13 protein-coding genes are annotated in these 15,006 nt (G+C 70.9%); 2 read left to right on the top strand and 11 right to left on the bottom strand.

Translation table 11 applies throughout. The features are described 5' to 3' along the window. Positions 1 to 169: 169 nt before the first annotated feature. The 11 genes from PZB77_RS24475 to uvrA form a co-directional block, all read right to left on the bottom strand. Positions 170 to 505, bottom strand: a complete 336-nt coding sequence (locus tag PZB77_RS24475; protein WP_275494775.1) for an RNA polymerase-binding protein RbpA — start codon at positions 503 to 505, stop codon at positions 170 to 172. A gap of 109 nt (positions 506 to 614) precedes the next feature. Further along, positions 615 to 851: a preprotein translocase subunit SecG gene (secG, locus tag PZB77_RS24470; RefSeq protein ID WP_275494774.1), complete on the bottom strand. Its 237-nt coding sequence runs from the start codon at positions 849 to 851 to the stop codon at positions 615 to 617. Between the two features lie 145 nt (positions 852 to 996). Beyond that, positions 997 to 1,773, bottom strand: a complete 777-nt coding sequence (gene tpiA, locus PZB77_RS24465; RefSeq protein ID WP_275494773.1) for a triose-phosphate isomerase — start codon at positions 1,771 to 1,773, stop codon at positions 997 to 999. A 5-nt stretch (positions 1,774 to 1,778) separates the two neighbouring features. Next, on the bottom strand, positions 1,779 to 2,990 hold the full coding sequence (locus PZB77_RS24460; protein WP_275494772.1) for a phosphoglycerate kinase: 1,212 nt from the start codon (positions 2,988 to 2,990) through the stop codon (positions 1,779 to 1,781). 111 nt (positions 2,991 to 3,101) lie between these two features. Then, on the bottom strand, positions 3,102 to 4,112 hold the full coding sequence (gene gap / locus PZB77_RS24455) for a type I glyceraldehyde-3-phosphate dehydrogenase (protein WP_275494771.1): 1,011 nt from the start codon (positions 4,110 to 4,112) through the stop codon (positions 3,102 to 3,104). A gap of 422 nt (positions 4,113 to 4,534) precedes the next feature. Then, positions 4,535 to 5,524 (bottom strand): DNA-binding protein WhiA, encoded by a 990-nt coding sequence (gene whiA / locus PZB77_RS24450; protein ID WP_266703180.1) that lies wholly within the window; start codon positions 5,522 to 5,524, stop codon positions 4,535 to 4,537. Then, positions 5,515 to 6,549, bottom strand: a complete 1,035-nt coding sequence (gene yvcK / locus PZB77_RS24445; protein WP_275494770.1) for a uridine diphosphate-N-acetylglucosamine-binding protein YvcK — start codon at positions 6,547 to 6,549, stop codon at positions 5,515 to 5,517. Before yvcK ends, whiA begins: the two co-directional genes overlap by 10 nt. Continuing rightward, a complete protein-coding gene (rapZ, locus tag PZB77_RS24440; RefSeq protein WP_275494769.1) occupies positions 6,546 to 7,517 on the bottom strand; it encodes an RNase adapter RapZ in 972 nt (323 codons plus the stop codon). Before rapZ ends, yvcK begins: the two co-directional genes overlap by 4 nt. After that, a complete protein-coding gene (uvrC, locus tag PZB77_RS24435) occupies positions 7,514 to 9,607 on the bottom strand; it encodes an excinuclease ABC subunit UvrC (protein WP_275494768.1) in 2,094 nt (697 codons plus the stop codon). Before uvrC ends, rapZ begins: the two co-directional genes overlap by 4 nt. A gap of 168 nt (positions 9,608 to 9,775) precedes the next feature. Then, positions 9,776 to 10,204: a Rieske (2Fe-2S) protein gene (locus tag PZB77_RS24430; RefSeq protein WP_275494767.1), complete on the bottom strand. Its 429-nt coding sequence runs from the start codon at positions 10,202 to 10,204 to the stop codon at positions 9,776 to 9,778. A 224-nt stretch (positions 10,205 to 10,428) separates the two neighbouring features. Next, positions 10,429 to 13,455 (bottom strand): excinuclease ABC subunit UvrA, encoded by a 3,027-nt coding sequence (gene uvrA, locus PZB77_RS24425; protein WP_275494766.1) that lies wholly within the window; start codon positions 13,453 to 13,455, stop codon positions 10,429 to 10,431. Between the two features lie 176 nt (positions 13,456 to 13,631). On the opposite strand from uvrA, the gene PZB77_RS24420 reads away from it, so the two are divergent. Further along, positions 13,632 to 14,324: a maleylpyruvate isomerase family mycothiol-dependent enzyme gene (locus PZB77_RS24420; protein WP_275494765.1), complete on the top strand. Its 693-nt coding sequence runs from the start codon at positions 13,632 to 13,634 to the stop codon at positions 14,322 to 14,324. Positions 14,325 to 14,334: 10 nt separating this feature from the next. Further along, complete coding sequence (locus PZB77_RS24415) at positions 14,335 to 14,991, top strand: MBL fold metallo-hydrolase (RefSeq protein WP_275494764.1); 657 nt, start codon at positions 14,335 to 14,337, stop codon at positions 14,989 to 14,991. The last annotated feature ends 15 nt before the right edge of the window (positions 14,992 to 15,006 follow it).

Genomic DNA, 15,006 nt, shown 5'->3' with positions numbered 1-15,006 from the left:
GCGGGCATGGCTCCGCACGGGAAGAGGGAGGGAACGAGGGCCGGGAGGACCGGCAAACGGTCCGGCCGGCACCCAGGAGGTGTCCGGCCGGTGAACGGGCGGGCGGGGCGCGGCGGCTCCCGCCCGGGGAACGCGGGCCGAGTCCGTGACGCGGACGGGGCCGCTGTCCTCAGATCTCGCCGCGGAGCTTGGCGAGCGCCTCGGCGAGAATGGCCTCGCCGTCCGCGTCACTGCGCCGCTCGCGGACGTACGCGAGGTGGGTCTTGTACGGTTCCGTGCGCGGCGGGGCCGGCGGACTGTCCTTGTCCTGGCCTGCCGGGAAGCCGCACCGGGGGCAGTCCCACGTCTCCGGTACCTGCGCGTCATGGGCGAAGCTCGGCTGCGTCTCGTGCCCGTTCGAGCACCAGAAGGAGATGCGGAGGCGCGGCGCGGACTCGCCCCGCTCGGCCTCCCCCATCGGCCCCGCTCCGACCCGGCTTCCCCGGATCGCGTTGCCACTTGCCACGGTCGTAACTCCCTGCGTGATGGTGCTCGAAGGTGCCCCAGTCTACGTAAGGCCCAACGCGCGTCCAGTGGTTGGAGTTACACCGTCACCGGTAATCGCGGACGGAGCGTCAGTTGTCCAGCTTGATGAGCAGGCCGAGCACCACGATGCTCGCGAACCAGCACAGGCCGACGACCACGGTGATGCGGTCGAGGTTGCGCTCGGCCACCGAGGAACCGCCGACCGAGGACTGCATGCCGCCACCGAACATGTCGGAGAGGCCGCCGCCCTTGCCCTTGTGCATCAGCACCAGCAGCATCAGCAGCAGGCTGAAGACGATCAGGGCGATCTCGAACGCCAAAATCACGGCTGGTCCCTACTTTCCGGAAATTCCTGGACTGCTTCCACAGACACGGCTACTACGGATGATCGCCGCTACGCACAGCGGGGGCCGGGGAGTGGAACCCACCCCGGCCCCCGCAAGGGTACGACGGATCGGCGCTAGCGCATACTCACTGGTCGCGGAAGCGAACGATCTTGACGAACTCGTCGGCGTCCAGCGCGGCACCGCCGACGAGAGCGCCGTCGACGTCGGGCTGCGCCATGATCGCGGCGACGTTGCCGGACTTCACGGAGCCGCCGTACTGGATGCGGACCGCGTCGGCCAGCTCCTGCGAGTACAGCTCGGCGAGCCGGCGGCGGATGGCTCCGCACACCTCCTGGGCGTCCTCGGGGGTGGCGACCTCGCCGGTCCCGATCGCCCAGACCGGCTCGTACGCGATCACGATCGACTCGGCCTGCTCGGCCGGGATGTCCGCGAGGGCGCCGTCGAGCTGCGCGAGGGTGTAGGAGACCTGGTCACCGGCCTTGCGGATGTCCAGGCCCTCGCCGACGCAGAGGATCGGGGTCAGCCCGTGACGGTAGGCGGCCTTCACCTTGGCGTTGCAGATCTCGTCGTTCTCACCGTGGTACTGACGGCGCTCGCTGTGGCCGACGGCCACGTAAGTGCACTTCAGCTTGGCGAGCATGGAGCCGGAGATCTCGCCGGTGTACGCACCGGAGTCCTGCGCCGAGATGTCCTGGGCGCCGTACTTGATCTTCAGCTTGTCGCCGTCCACCAGGGTCTGCACGGAGCGCAGGTCGGTGAAGGGCGGCAGGACGGCGACCTCGACCGCGTCGTAGTCCTTGTCGGCCAGCGCGAAGGCGAGCTTCTGGGTGTGGGCGATGGCCTCGAGGTGGTTGAGGTTCATCTTCCAGTTGCCCGCCATCAGCGGGGTACGGGTGCTCATCTGGCTCAGTTCTCCAATGCGGCGAGGCCGGGAAGGCTCTTGCCCTCAAGGTATTCGAGGCTGGCGCCGCCACCGGTCGAGATGTGGCCGAAGGCGTTCTCGTCGAAGCCCAGGATGCGGACGGCGGCGGCGGAGTCGCCTCCACCGACGACGCTGAAGGCCGGGGAGTCGACGAGCGCCTGGGCGACCGCGCGGGTGCCCTCGGCGTAGTCGGGGTGCTCGAAGACACCCATCGGGCCGTTCCAGAAGACGGTGGCCGCGTCGGCGAGCTTCGCCGCGTACAGCTTGCGCGTCTCGGGGCCGATGTCCAGCCCCTGCTGGTCCGCCGGCATGGCGTCGTGGGCGACGACGGTGGGGTGCGCCGGGGCCTTCGTCTTCAGGTCCGGGAACTCGGGCGCGACGAGGACGTCGACGGGGAGCACGAACTCCACACCGCGCTCGTCGGCGCGCTTGAGGTACTCCTGCACGACGGGGACCTGGTCCTCCTGGAGCAGCGAGATGCCGATCTCGTGGCCCTGGGCCTTGAGGAAGGTGTACACCATGCCGCCGCCGACCAGGATGCGGTCGGCCTTCTCCAGCAGGTGGTCGATGACGCCGAGCTTGTCGGAGACCTTGGCGCCCCCGAGGACGACCGCGTAGGGGCGCTTGACGTCGCTGGTGAGCTTCTTCAGGACGCCGACCTCGGTGGCGATGAGGTAGCCGGCGAAGTGCGGCAGCCGGGCCGGGAGGTCGAAGACCGAGGCGTGCTTGCGGTGCACGGCGCCGAAGCCGTCGCCCACGTACACGTCGGCGAGGGAAGCGAGCTGGTCGGCGAAGGCACCGCGCTCGGCGTCGTCCTTGGACGTCTCACCGGCGTTGAAGCGGAGGTTCTCGACGACGGCGACCTGGCCGTCGGTGAGGGCGGCGACCGTGGCCGTGGCGGACTCGCCGACGGTGTCGGTGGCGAACGCGACCTCGGTGCCGAGCAGTTCACCGAGCCGGGCGGCGGCGGGGGCCAGCGAGAACGCCGGGTCCGGGGCGCCCTTCGGGCGGCCGAGGTGCGAGGCGACGATGACCCGCGCGCCGGCCTCGGCGAGCTTGGCGACGGTCGGCTGGACGGCGCGGATGCGGCCGTCGTCGGTGATGGTGGTGCCGTCGAGCGGCACGTTGAGGTCGGCGCGGACGAATACCCGCTTGCCCTCGACCCCTGCGGCGAGAAGTTCGTCGATCGTCTTCATCTGTTCCAGGACTCCTTGGAAAAGGACGGATGAGCACGCGAGGGGCCCGGACGGCGCTGCGTCGCGCCGTCCGAGCCCCTCACCACATCGAGATGCCTGCCGATCCGAGGATCAGAGCTGGCCGCCGACGAAGACGGTCAGGTCGACGAGGCGGTTGGAGTAACCCCACTCGTTGTCGTACCAGCCGAGGATCTTCACCGTCTTGCCTTCCTGAACCATCGTCAGGGAGGAGTCGAAGGTGCAGGAGGACGGGTCGCCCACGATGTCGGAGGAGACGATCGGGTCCTCCGTGTACGTGAGGAAGCCCTTGAGGTCGCCGTCGTCGGCGGCCTTCTTGAACGCGGCGTTGACCTCGTCCTTGGTGACCTCGCGGCCGAGTTCGACGACCAGGTCGGTGGCCGAACCGGTCGGGACCGGCACGCGCATCGCGATGCCGTCGAGCTTGCCCTTGAGCTGGGGCAGGACCAGGGCGGTGGCCTTGGCGGCACCCGTCGTGGTCGGGATGATGTTCTCGGCGGCGGCGCGGGCGCGGCGCAGGTCCGAGTGCGGGTAGTCCAGGATGCGCTGGTCGTTCGTGTACGCGTGGACCGTCGTCATCAGACCCTTGACGACACCGAAGTTCTCGTCCAGGACCTTCGCCATCGGCGCCACACAGTTGGTGGTGCAGGAGGCGTTGGAGATGACGTGGTGGTTGGCCGCGTCGTACTTGTCGTGGTTGACGCCCATCACGATGGTGATGTCCTCGTCCTTGGCCGGAGCCGAGATGAGGACCTTCTTGGCGCCGCCCGCGATGTGCTTCTCGGCGTCGGCCTTCTTGGTGAAGAAGCCGGTCGACTCGATGACGACGTCGACACCCAGCTCACCCCAGGGGATGTCGGCCGGGTTGCGCTCGGAGAGCACCTTGATGGTGTGTCCGTCGACGGTGATGGTGTCGGCGGTGTGGCTGACCTCGGCCTTGAGACGACCCAGAATGGTGTCGTACTTCAGCAGGTGCGCCGTGGTCGCGGTGTCACCCAGGTCGTTGACAGCCACGATCTCGATGTCCGCACCCTGCTCCAGCAGCGCGCGGAAGTAGTTACGACCGATGCGGCCAAAGCCGTTGATGCCTACGCGGATCGTCACGAACCGATCTCCTCGTTAGGTACGCCGGGTTTCGACGCCGGCGAGATGTATGGGATGTCCCCGACCGCCTCCGACCCTACCTCTCATGTGGCCCCCGGGTGACATCGAGAGCCCTCGCCCGCGCCCCGATAGGGCCTACTGACCAGTAGGAACAGGTCGTTCCGGTGCCTCCGCTCCCCGGACGGACCCGGGCCCGGTCACCGGGCGGCTTCCGTCCCGCGACGGCCGGTGCGGCTCCAACGCCCTTGCGCGGACCAACGATCCGGGCCTTCCGGCGCCGCGGCACGGGGTCCGGCGGGGCCGGGCGGCCCGCCCGCCGCGGGCGTCCCCGGCCGGTGCACCGGCGGCCGGCGAAAAGACCGCCGCCGGCGTCTTCACGAGGAGACGCCGGCGGCGGCCGTATACGACGGGTGGGGCGGCCCTCAGCCGACCAGGCCGTCCGCCATCTCCTCGCTGAGGGTGGACTCCGTCCCGGGGATGCCGAGGTCCTGGGCGCGCTTGTCGGCCATCGCCAGCAGCCGCCGGATGCGCCCGGCGACGGCGTCCTTCGTCAGCGGCGGGTCGGCGAGCGCCCCCAGCTCCTCCAGCGACGCCTGCTTGTGCTCCATGCGCAGCCGGCCGGCGGCGGCCAGGTGCTCGGGGACCTCCTCGCCCAGGATCTCCAGGGCGCGTCCCACCCGCGCACCGGCGGCCACCGCCGCACGGGCGGAGCGGCGCAGGTTGGCGTCGTCGAAGTTGGCGAGGCGGTTCGCGGTGGCCCGCACCTCGCGCCGCATCCGGCGCTCCTCCCAGGCCAGCACGGACTCGTGGGCGCCGAGCCGGGTCAGCAGGGCCCCGATCGCGTCGCCGTCGCGGACCACCACCCGGTCCACTCCCCGTACCTCACGGGCCTTGGCGGCGATGGAGAGCCTGCGTGCGGCGCCGACCAGGGCGAGCGCCGCCTCCGGTCCGGGGCAGGTGACCTCCAGCGAGGAGGACCTGCCCGGCTCGGTGAGCGAGCCGTGTGCCAGGAAAGCCCCGCGCCACGCCGCCTCGGCATCGCAGGTGGCCCCCGAGACCACCTGCGGGGGCAGCCCGCGGATGGGACGGCCGCGGCCGTCCACCAGCCCGGTCTGCCGGGCCAGCTGGTCGCCGCCCGCCACGACGCGTACGACGTACCGGGAGCCGCGCCGCAGCCCGCCGGGCGCCATCACGATCAGCTCCGAGGCGTGCCCGAAGATCTCCAGGATGTCGCGCTTGAGCCGGCGGGCAGCCATCGCGGTGTCCAGCTCCGCCTCGATCACGATCCGGCCGCTCACCAGGTGGAGCCCGCCCGCGAAGCGGAGGATCGCGGAGACCTCCGCCTTCCTGCAGCAGGTCCGGGTGACGGGAAGCCGAGAGATTTCGTCCTTCACCGCTGGCGTCATCGCCATGGGCCGATCCTTCCATGCATCCGAAAAATACGGTCGTACGCGGCGGCCAGCAGCTCCGGATCATGAATCGGAACACCGTCCGGCGAGGCCACCGGCGCCAGCTCCACCGCGGCTCCGAGCCGCTTCGCGGCATCGGCGAGGGACTCGCGGTCAGGAACGGCGGCCTCGTCGGCCAGCACCACGTCCAAGGCGAGTTTAGGGGCGTGTCGCCCCAAAACCTCCAAATGACGCTGCGGGGAGAAGCCATCTGTTTCACCGGGTTGGGGCGCGAGGTTGAGCGACAGCACCTTCCGGGCCTTGGTCGCGACCAGCGCGTCGAGCAGATCGGGTACCAGCAGATGGGGGATGACCGAGGAGAACCAGGAGCCGGGGCCGAGCACCACCCAGTCCGCGTCCAGGACCGCTTCGACCGCCTCCGGGACGGCGGGCGGGGCGTGCGGCACCACCTGTACGGACTGCACCTCGCCGGGGGTGAGCGCCACCGTCGCCTGGCCGCGTACGGTCACGACCACGTCGGGGCGCTCCGGTTCGTGGCCCCTGACCTGCGCCTGGAGTTCCAGGGGGACGGCGGACATCGGCAGGACCCGGCCATGTGCACCGAGGAGGGTGCCGACCAGGTCGAGCGCCTGCACCGGGTCGCCGAGCTGCTCCCAGAGCGCCACGATCAGCAGGTTTCCGACCGCGTGCCCGTGCAGGTCGCCCCGGGACTCGAAACGGTGCTGGAAGACCCGCGCCCAGGTCTGCCCCCAGTCGTCGTCACCGCAGAGGGCCGCCAGGGCCTTGCGGAGATCGCCGGGGGGCAGCACCCCGAACTCGTCGCGGAGCCGGCCGCTGGAGCCGCCGTCGTCGGCGACGGTGACCACCGCGGTCAGGTCCCCGGTGATCCGGCGCAGAGCGGCGAGCGAGGCGGAGAGTCCGTGGCCGCCGCCGAGGGCGACGACCTTGGGCGGACCGCCTCGTCTGCGCCCGGAGCGGAGCGAGGCCGCCCTGCTCAGTCTCCGCAACCGATGGTTGACGGTGGTCACTCGCGCCCCATGTCCCGGTGGACGAGGACGGTCTCGATGCCTTCGGCGGCGAGGCGCGCGGAGAGCTTCTCCGACATGGCGACGGAGCGGTGCTTGCCGCCCGTGCAGCCGACCGCGATGGTCACGTAGCGCTTGCCCTCGCGGCGGTACCCGGCGGCGACGAGCTGGAGCAGCTCGGTGTACTGGTTGAGGAACTCCTTGGCGCCCGGCTGGTCGAAGACGTACGCGGACACCTCCTCGTTCAGGCCGGTGAAGGGGCGCAGCTCGGGCACCCAGTGCGGGTTCGGCAGGAAGCGGCAGTCCACCACGAGGTCGGCGTCGACCGGCAGGCCGTACTTGTAGCCGAACGACATCACGGTGGCGCGCAGCTCCGGCTCCTGGTCGCCGGCGAACTGCGCGTCCATCTTGGCGCGCAGTTCGTGCACGTTGAGGCTGGAGGTGTCGATCACCAGGTCTGCGTCGCCGCGCAGCTCGCGCAGCAGGTCGCGCTCGGCCGCGATGCCGTCGACGATGCGCCCGTCGCCCTGGAGGGGGTGGGGGCGGCGGACCGACTCGAAACGGCGCACCAGTGCGTCGTCCGAGGATTCCAGGAAGACGATCCGCCGGGTGACGTGCTTGGCCTCCAGGTCCGCGAGGGACTCGCGGAGGTTGTCGAAGAAGCGCCGGCCGCGTACGTCGACGACCACCGCGATCCGCGCCACGTTGCCCTGGGACCGCGCGCCGAGTTCGACCATGGTCGGGATCAGCGCGGGCGGGAGGTTGTCGACGACGAACCAGCCGAGGTCCTCCAGACACTTCGCGGCCGTGGAACGGCCGGCGCCGGACATCCCGGAGATGATCACCAGTTCGGGAATGGCCGCCGGGACGGCGTCGCCCGTCTCGTTGGTGGTGCCCGTGCTCACGTGTGCTGCTCCGTCTGTTCGGTCCGGGTGCGAGGGCTCGGCGGGGCGCTGTTCGTGGTCGGTCATGGCGTGTCCCCGTCGTCGTCTTCCATGATCTCTCCTGTGGCCGTGTTCACGGCGGGCGCGGCCGGGGTGGCCGCGGCGAGGGCCGCGGCCACCGATTCCGCGGTCCTGCGCCCTATCCCCGGGACCTCGCAGATCTCTTCGATTGTCGCCTGCCGCAGCTTCTTGACGGAGCCGAAATGCTTGAGCAGCGCGAGTTTCCGGCCCTCGCCGAGGCCGGGGACGCTGTCCAGGGGGCTGCTGCGGACCCGCTTGGCCCGCTTGGCCCGCTGGTAGGTGATGGCGAAGCGGTGGGCCTCGTCGCGGACGCGCTGGAGGAGGTAGAGGCCCTCGCTGGAGCGGGGCAGCACCACGGGATCGTCGTCGTCGGGCAGCCAGACCTCTTCGAGGCGCTTGGCGAGGCCGCAGACGGCGATGTCGTCGATGCCCAGCTCGTCGAGGGCCCGCTTCGCCGCGGCCACCTGGGGCTGCCCCCCGTCGACGACGACGAGCTGCGGTGGATAGGCGAACCGCTTGGGGCGGCCGTCGTCCTCGCGCGGCTCGGTCTCGTCGGGGGCGTCGGCGAGGGCTCCTGCCTGTGCACCGGCGGGGGTGCCCTCGTGCGCACCGGCGGGGGCGCTGCCCGGGGGGAGGGGTGCGGGGCCGGCCACTTCACCGGTGGCGGCGGGGGTCTCCTCCCACTCCCCCAGGCGCTCCTTCTCCTGGAGGTAGCGGCGGAACCTGCGGCCGATCACCTCGTGCATCGACCGGACGTCGTCCTGACCCTCGAAGCCCTTGATCTGGAAGCGGCGGTACTCGCTCTTGCGGGCGAGCCCGTCCTCGAAGACGACCATCGACGCGACGACGTCGTCGCCCTGCAGGTGGGAGATGTCGTAGCACTCGATGCGCAGCGGGGCGGTGTCGAGGCCGAGCGCCTCGGCGATCTCCTCCAGGGCCCGGGAGCGGGTGGTCAGGTCGGAGGCGCGCTTGGTCTTGTGCAGTCCGAGCGCCTGCTGGGCGTTGCGCTGGACCGTCGCCATCAGGTCCTTCTTGTCACCGCGCTGCGGGATGCGCAGGCTGACCTGGGAGCCCCGGCGGTGCGCGAGCCATTCGGAGACCGCGTCGGGGTCCTCGGGCAGGGCGGGGACGAGGACCTCCTTGGGTACGGAGTCACCGGTCTCCTCCCCGTAGAGCTGCTGGAGGGCGTGTTCGACCAGACCGGAGGTGTCGACCGCCTCGACCTTGTCGGTGACCCAGCCGCGCTGGCCGCGGACCCGGCCGCCGCGCACGTGGAAGATCTGGACGGCCGCCTCCAGTTCGTCCTCGGCGACGGCGATGAGGTCGGCGTCGGTGGCGTCGGCGAGGACGACCGCGCTCTTCTCCATCGCCCGGCGCAGCGCCCCGAGGTCGTCCCGGAGCCGGGCGGCCCGCTCGTACTCCATGTCCTCGGCCGCGATCATCATCTCCTTCTCCAGCCGGCGCATGTAGGAACCGGTGCGCCCGGCCATGAAGTCACAGAATTCCTCGGCGAGTTCGCGGTGCTCCTCGGGGCTGACGCGGCCCACGCACGGGGCCGAGCACTTGCCGATGTAGCCGAGCAGGCAGGGGCGTCCGGTGCGGGCGGCGTTCTTGAAGACCCCGGCGGAGCAGGTACGGACGGGGAAGACGCGGAGCATCAGGTCGACGGTCTCGCGGATCGCCCAGGCGTGGCCGTACGGGCCGAAGTAGCGCACGCCCTTCTTCTTGGCGCCGCGCATGACCTGGACCCGGGGGAACTCCTCGTCGAGGGTGACCGCGAGGTAGGGATAGCTCTTGTCGTCGCGGTACTTGACGTTGAACCGCGGGTCGAACTCCTTGATCCAGGAGTACTCCAGCTGGAGTGCCTCGACCTCGGTGGAGACGACCGTCCACTCCACGGAGGCGGCCGTGGTCACCATGGTGCGGGTGCGCGGGTGGAGGCCCGCCAGGTCCTGGAAGTAGTTGGCCAGGCGCTGGCGGAGGTTCTTCGCCTTGCCGACGTAGATCACCCGGCGGTGCTCGTCGCGGAACTTGTAGACCCCCGGGGAGTCGGGGATCTGTCCCGGCTTGGGGCGGTAGCTGGAGGGGTCTGCCATGTCTCACACCCTACTTCCGGCCGGTGACACCCCGGGGTGCCGTCCTCCCCCCGAACGCTCCGGCACGTGCGGGGGAAGGGTTGTACGGTTCGGCCCCGGCCGCGATTGCCGCACCGCCGTGCCGCGCCCCGACGCGAGGCGGGCGGGCGGCCCGCCCCCGCGCCGGGGTCAGGCGTCGTGGCCGGCGACGAGCCGGCCGCCCTCCGCGCTGACCGGTACGGCGGGCAGCGGCACGGTGGCCGGGCCGTGGACGACCTTCCCGGTCGTGGTGTCGAAGACGGAACCGTGGCAGGGGCAGTGGCCCTCGGTGCCCTCGATCCTGGTCAGCACGCAGCCGGCGTGGGTGCACTGGGCGCTGAAGGCCTTGTACTCCCCCTTCGCCGGACAGGTCACCAGGAGGCGCTGCTCCCGGTAGAGCTTCGACCCGCCGACCGGTACGGCGTCGGCCGCGCCGAGGTCCACCGGCGCGGTCGGGGTGGGGTTCTGCGCGTGGCCGAGCTTGGACTCGGTGGAGCAGGCGGCCGCTCCGAGCCCGGCGGCACCGACGAGCGCGGCGCCCTTCAGGACGGTGCGACGGGCGGCGGGCGAGCCGGACATGGCGGTCTCCACGGGGGTCGGTGGTACGGGGAGGTGCGGGCCGGCCGGGACGGGGGCGGACCACCGGGGCGGGACGACAGAACCGACGATACCGGCGGAGATCGGCGCCCCGGCGCCCGGGTCCGGAGCACGGCTCGCGGACGCGGCCGGCACGCGGCGCGACCCGCCGGGGTCCCCTCTCCCGGAAGGAGCGGGGACCACCGGCGGGCCGTGCCGAGGCGGGATCAGGCCTTGCGGGCGCCGGTCGCCTTCCTGGCCGCCGGCTTCTTCGCGGCGGGCTGCTTCGCCGAGGCGGTCGCGGTGGCGGTCCGCCGGGTGGAGCCGGCCTTGGCGGCCACCGCCTTCGCCGCACCCTTGCGCACCGGCTTGCGCGCGGCGGGTACGGCTGCCGCCGCCTCGTTGACCCGGTCGGTGTCCAGGACGTCCTGGAGGAACTTCCCGGTGTGGCTGGCGGGTACGGCCGCCACCTCCTCCGGGGTGCCCTCGGCGACGACCAGACCGCCGCCGTTGCCTCCCTCGGGACCCATGTCGATGACCCAGTCCGCCGTCTTGATCACATCGAGGTTGTGCTCGATGACGACGACGGAGTTGCCCTTGTCGACCAGGCCCGAGAGGACCTTGATCAGCTTGCTGATGTCCTCGAAGTGCAGGCCGGTGGTCGGCTCGTCCAGGACGTAGACCGTGCGGCCGGTGGAGCGCTTCTGGAGCTCGCTCGCCAGCTTCACGCGCTGCGCCTCACCGCCGGAGAGGGTCGGCGCGGACTGGCCGAGGCGGACGTATCCGAGGCCCACCTCGTGGAGGGTGCGCAGATGCCGGGCGATGGTCGGGACGGCCTCGAAGAACTCCAGGCCCTCCTCGATCGGCATGTCCAGCACCTCGGCGATGGACTTGCCCTTGTAGTGGACCTCCAGGGTCTCCCGGTTGTACCGGGCGCCGTGGCAGACCTCGCACGGCACGTACACGTCGGGCAGGAAGTTCATCTCGATCTTGATGGTGCCGTCGCCGGAGCAGTTCTCGCAGCGGCCGCCCTTGACGTTGAAGGAGAAGCGGCCCGGCAGGTAGCCGCGCACCTTCGCCTCCATCGTCTCCGCGAAGAGCTTGCGGACGTGGTCGAAGACGCCGGTGTAGGTCGCCGGGTTGGACCGGGGGGTCCGGCCGATGGGCGACTGGTCGACGTGCACCACCTTGTCGACGAGGTCGTCCCCGTCCACCCGGGTGTGCCGGCCGGGCACCGACTTGGCGCCGTTGAGCTCCCGGGCGAGGTGGGTGTAGAGGATGTCGTTGACCAGGGTCGACTTGCCGGAACCCGACACCCCCGTGACGGCCGTCAGGACGCCGAGCGGGAAGGAGACGTCGATGTCCTGGAGGTTGTTCTCCCGGGCACCGTGCACGGTGAGCCGGCGGCTCGGGTCGACGGGGCGCCGGACGTCGGGGACACCGATCGCCCGCTTGCCCGCCAGGTACTGGCCGGTGATCGAGTCCTTGTTGGCCAGCAGTTCCTTCAGCGATCCGGAGTGGACCACCTTGCCGCCGTGCTCCCCCGCGCCGGGGCCGATGTCCACGACCCAGTCGGCGACCTTGATGGTGTCCTCGTCGTGCTCGACGACGATGAGCGTGTTGCCCATGTCGCGCAGCCTGACGAGGGTCTCGATCAGCCGGTGGTTGTCGCGCTGGTGCAGACCGATGGACGGCTCGTCCAGGACGTACAGGACGCCGACCAGGCCGGAGCCGATCTGGGTGGCGAGCCGGATGCGCTGGGCCTCACCGCCGGAGAGGGTGCCGGCCGCTCGGTTGAGCGAGAGGTAGTCGAGGCCGACGTCGACGAGGAACCTCAGGCGCTCGTTGACCTCCTTGAGGACCCGCTCGGCGATCTTCTTGTCCCGGGCGTCGAGCTTGAGCCGGGACAGGAACTCCGCGCAGTCGCTGATCGACATCGCGGCGACCTCGGCGATGGACTTCTCCATCACCGTCACCGCGAGGACGATCGGCTTGAGCCGGGTGCCCTCACAGGTCGGACAGGGCACCTCGCGCATGTACCCCTCGAAGCGCTCCCGGCTGGAGTCGCTCTCGGCCTCGGAGTGCCGCCGCTTGACGAACTGCACCGCGCCCTCGAAGGAGGGGGTGGTGTAGGCGCGCTCGCGGCCGTAGCGGTTGCGGTAGCGCACCTCGGTCTTGATCTTGTGGCCGTGGAGCAGGGCCTTCTTGGCGCGCTGCGGCAGTCCGGCCCACGGAATGTCCGTACGGAAGCCGAGGGCCTCGGCGAGCGCACCGATCAGACGGCCGAAGTACTCCTTGGTGTGGCCGTGCGACCAGGGGTGGATGGCCCCCTCGTCGAGGCTCTTGTCCTCGTCCGGGACGACCAGCTCGGCGTCGACCTCCATACGGGTACCGATGCCGGAGCAGTCGGGACAGGCGCCGAAGGGCGAGTTGAAGGAGAAGGAGCGGGGCTCCAGCTCCTCGAAGGAGAGGTCGTCGTAGGGGCAGTAGAGGTGCTCGGAGTACATCCGCTCGCGCTCGGGGTCCTCCTCGGGGAGGTCGACGAAGTCGAGCACGACCATGCCGCCGGAGAGGCCGAGGGCCGTCTCCACCGAGTCGGTCAGCCGCCGCTTGGCGCTGTCCTTCACCGTGAGGCGGTCGATGACCACCTCGATGGTGTGCTTCTCCTGCTTCTTCAGCGTGGGGGGCTCGGAGAGCTGGATGGTGGCACCGTCGACCCGGGCGCGGCTGTATCCCTTGGTCTGGAGGTCGGCGAAGAGGTCGACGAACTCGCCCTTGCGCTCGCGCACCAGCGGGGAGAGCACCTGGAAGCGGCTGCCCTCGGGCAGGCCGAGGACCTTGTCCACGATCGCCTGCGGCGACTGGCGGGAGATCGGCCGCCGGCACTCGGGGCAGTGCGGCTTGCCGATGCGGGCGAAGAGCAGGCGGAGGTAGTCGTAGACCTCCGTGATGGTGCCGACCGTCGAGCGCGGGTTGCGCGAGGTCGACTTCTGGTCGATGGAGACGGCGGGCGAGAGACCCTCGATGAAGTCGACGTCCGGCTTGTCCATCTGACCGAGGAACTGCCGGGCGTACGAGGAGAGCGACTCGACGTAGCGCCGCTGGCCCTCGGCGAAGATCGTGTCGAACGCGAGGGAGGACTTGCCCGACCCGGAGAGCCCGGTGAAGACGATGAGGGAGTCACGGGGCAGGTCGAGCGAGACGTTCTTCAGGTTGTGCTCGCGCGCACCACGGACGATGAGACGGTCGGCCACGCCGGTCCGCACCTTTCTTGAGAGAAACGGGGGAACTGAGCCCCCTGCTCCAGGGTATGGGGGGCGCCACAGAGGTGTAGAAATCTTTCGACTTCGAGCGTATAGCACGCACATTCGAATTCCGGCCGACCGAAACCTCCTTCACCCGAACGGGTGGCGGAGCTACGCTCGGTCGCATGAGCGATCATGTGCGCGACCTGGCATCTGTACGCGGGGCTACGGAACGGCTGCTCACCGCGGCGAGCACGTGGGACAACTCCACTGTCCCCGAACCGTCCCTACTGCCCGGTTGGAGCCGGGGCCATGTGCTGGCCCACCTTTCACGTAACGCCGACGCGCTCCGAAATGTTCTCCGCGGACGCCCGATGTACGCGAGCGGCGAAATCCGGGACCGCGACATCGAGGCCGGGGCGCCCCGTTCCCTCGCCGAGCACCTCGCCGACCTGCGGGCGAGCGGCGAGCGGTTCCTGGCCCAGGGGGCGGCACCGGCCGACTGGTCACGCACCGTGGAGCTGCGGGGCGGGGTGACGGATCTCGCCTCCCGGGTACCGTTCCGGCGCTGGGCCGAGGTCGAGCTGCACCACGTGGACCTCGGCGCGGGGTACGAGCTGGAGGACCTGCCGGAGGAGTTCGTGCTCCGGGAGACCGACTTCCTGGCGGACCGGTTCCAGGACCACCCGACGCTGGGCCCGATCCGGTTCGCGGCCGACGACGGCCGCGTCCGGACGACCGGCGGCGGTCGCGCGGACGCTCCCCCGGTCGAAGTGCGCGGCCCGGCTCCGGAGCTGCTGGGCTGGCTCTCCGGCCGCCGCGACGGCTCCGCGCTCACCGCGGAGGGCGGCCCCCTCCCCGTACTGCCGCCGCTATAGGCTGCCGCCCATGACGTACAGCGGAGCGGTGCGGGTCGGCGGACCCGCGGACGTGCACGAGCTGACCGACCTGATGATCTCCAAGGTCGCGGTGGGCCCGATGAACAACAACGCCTACCTGCTGCGCTGCCGGGCCACCGGCGAGCAGCTCCTCATCGACGCCGCGGCGGAGGCGGACACCCTGCTGAGGCTCGTCGGCGGGGACGGCATCGCCTCGGTGGTCACCACGCACCGGCACGGTGACCACTGGCAGGCGCTGGCCGAGGTGGTGGCCGCCACCGGCGCCGTCACCTACGCCGGCCGGTACGACGCCGAGGGCATCCCGGTGCCGACCGACGTGCCGGTGGAGGACGGGGACACGATCCGGGTGGGCCGGGTCACCCTGACCGCCCGCCACCTGGTCGGCCACACCCCGGGCTCCATCGCGCTGGTCTACGACGACCCGCACGGCGCTCCGCACCTCTTCACCGGCGACTGCCTCTTCCCCGGCGGCCTCGGCAACACCCGCAAGGACCCGGAAGCCTTCGCGAGCCTCCTCCACGACGTGGAGACGAAGCTCTTCGACCAGCTCCCCGACGAGACCTGGGTCTACCCCGGCCACGGCCACGACACCACGCTCGGCGACGAGCGCGGGCAGCTCCCCCAGTGGCGCGCCCGGGGCTGGTGAGGCGCGGACACCGCC

It is taken from the genome of Streptomyces sp. AM 2-1-1, from assembly GCF_029167645.1.
Lineage (GTDB): Bacteria > Actinomycetota > Actinomycetes > Streptomycetales > Streptomycetaceae > Streptomyces.
This window is presented reverse-complemented; position numbering and strand designations above follow the sequence as displayed.

Excerpts from the sequence above, each read along its gene's own strand:
- tpiA (WP_275494773.1), bottom strand. The coding sequence starts at position 1,773 with ATGAGCACCCGTACCCCGCTGATGGCGGGCAACTGGAAGATGAACCTC.
- whiA (WP_266703180.1), bottom strand. The coding sequence starts at position 5,524 with ATGGCGATGACGCCAGCGGTGAAGGACGAAATCTCTCGGCTTCCCGTC.
- PZB77_RS24460 (WP_275494772.1), bottom strand. The coding sequence starts at position 2,990 with ATGAAGACGATCGACGAACTTCTCGCCGCAGGGGTCGAGGGCAAGCGG.
- PZB77_RS24415 (WP_275494764.1), top strand. The coding sequence starts at position 14,335 with ATGACGTACAGCGGAGCGGTGCGGGTCGGCGGACCCGCGGACGTGCAC.
- uvrC (WP_275494768.1), bottom strand. The coding sequence starts at position 9,607 with ATGGCAGACCCCTCCAGCTACCGCCCCAAGCCGGGACAGATCCCCGAC.
- rapZ (WP_275494769.1), bottom strand. The coding sequence starts at position 7,517 with ATGACCGACCACGAACAGCGCCCCGCCGAGCCCTCGCACCCGGACCGA.
- PZB77_RS24420 (WP_275494765.1), top strand. The coding sequence starts at position 13,632 with ATGAGCGATCATGTGCGCGACCTGGCATCTGTACGCGGGGCTACGGAA.
- PZB77_RS24430 (WP_275494767.1), bottom strand. The coding sequence starts at position 10,204 with ATGTCCGGCTCGCCCGCCGCCCGTCGCACCGTCCTGAAGGGCGCCGCG.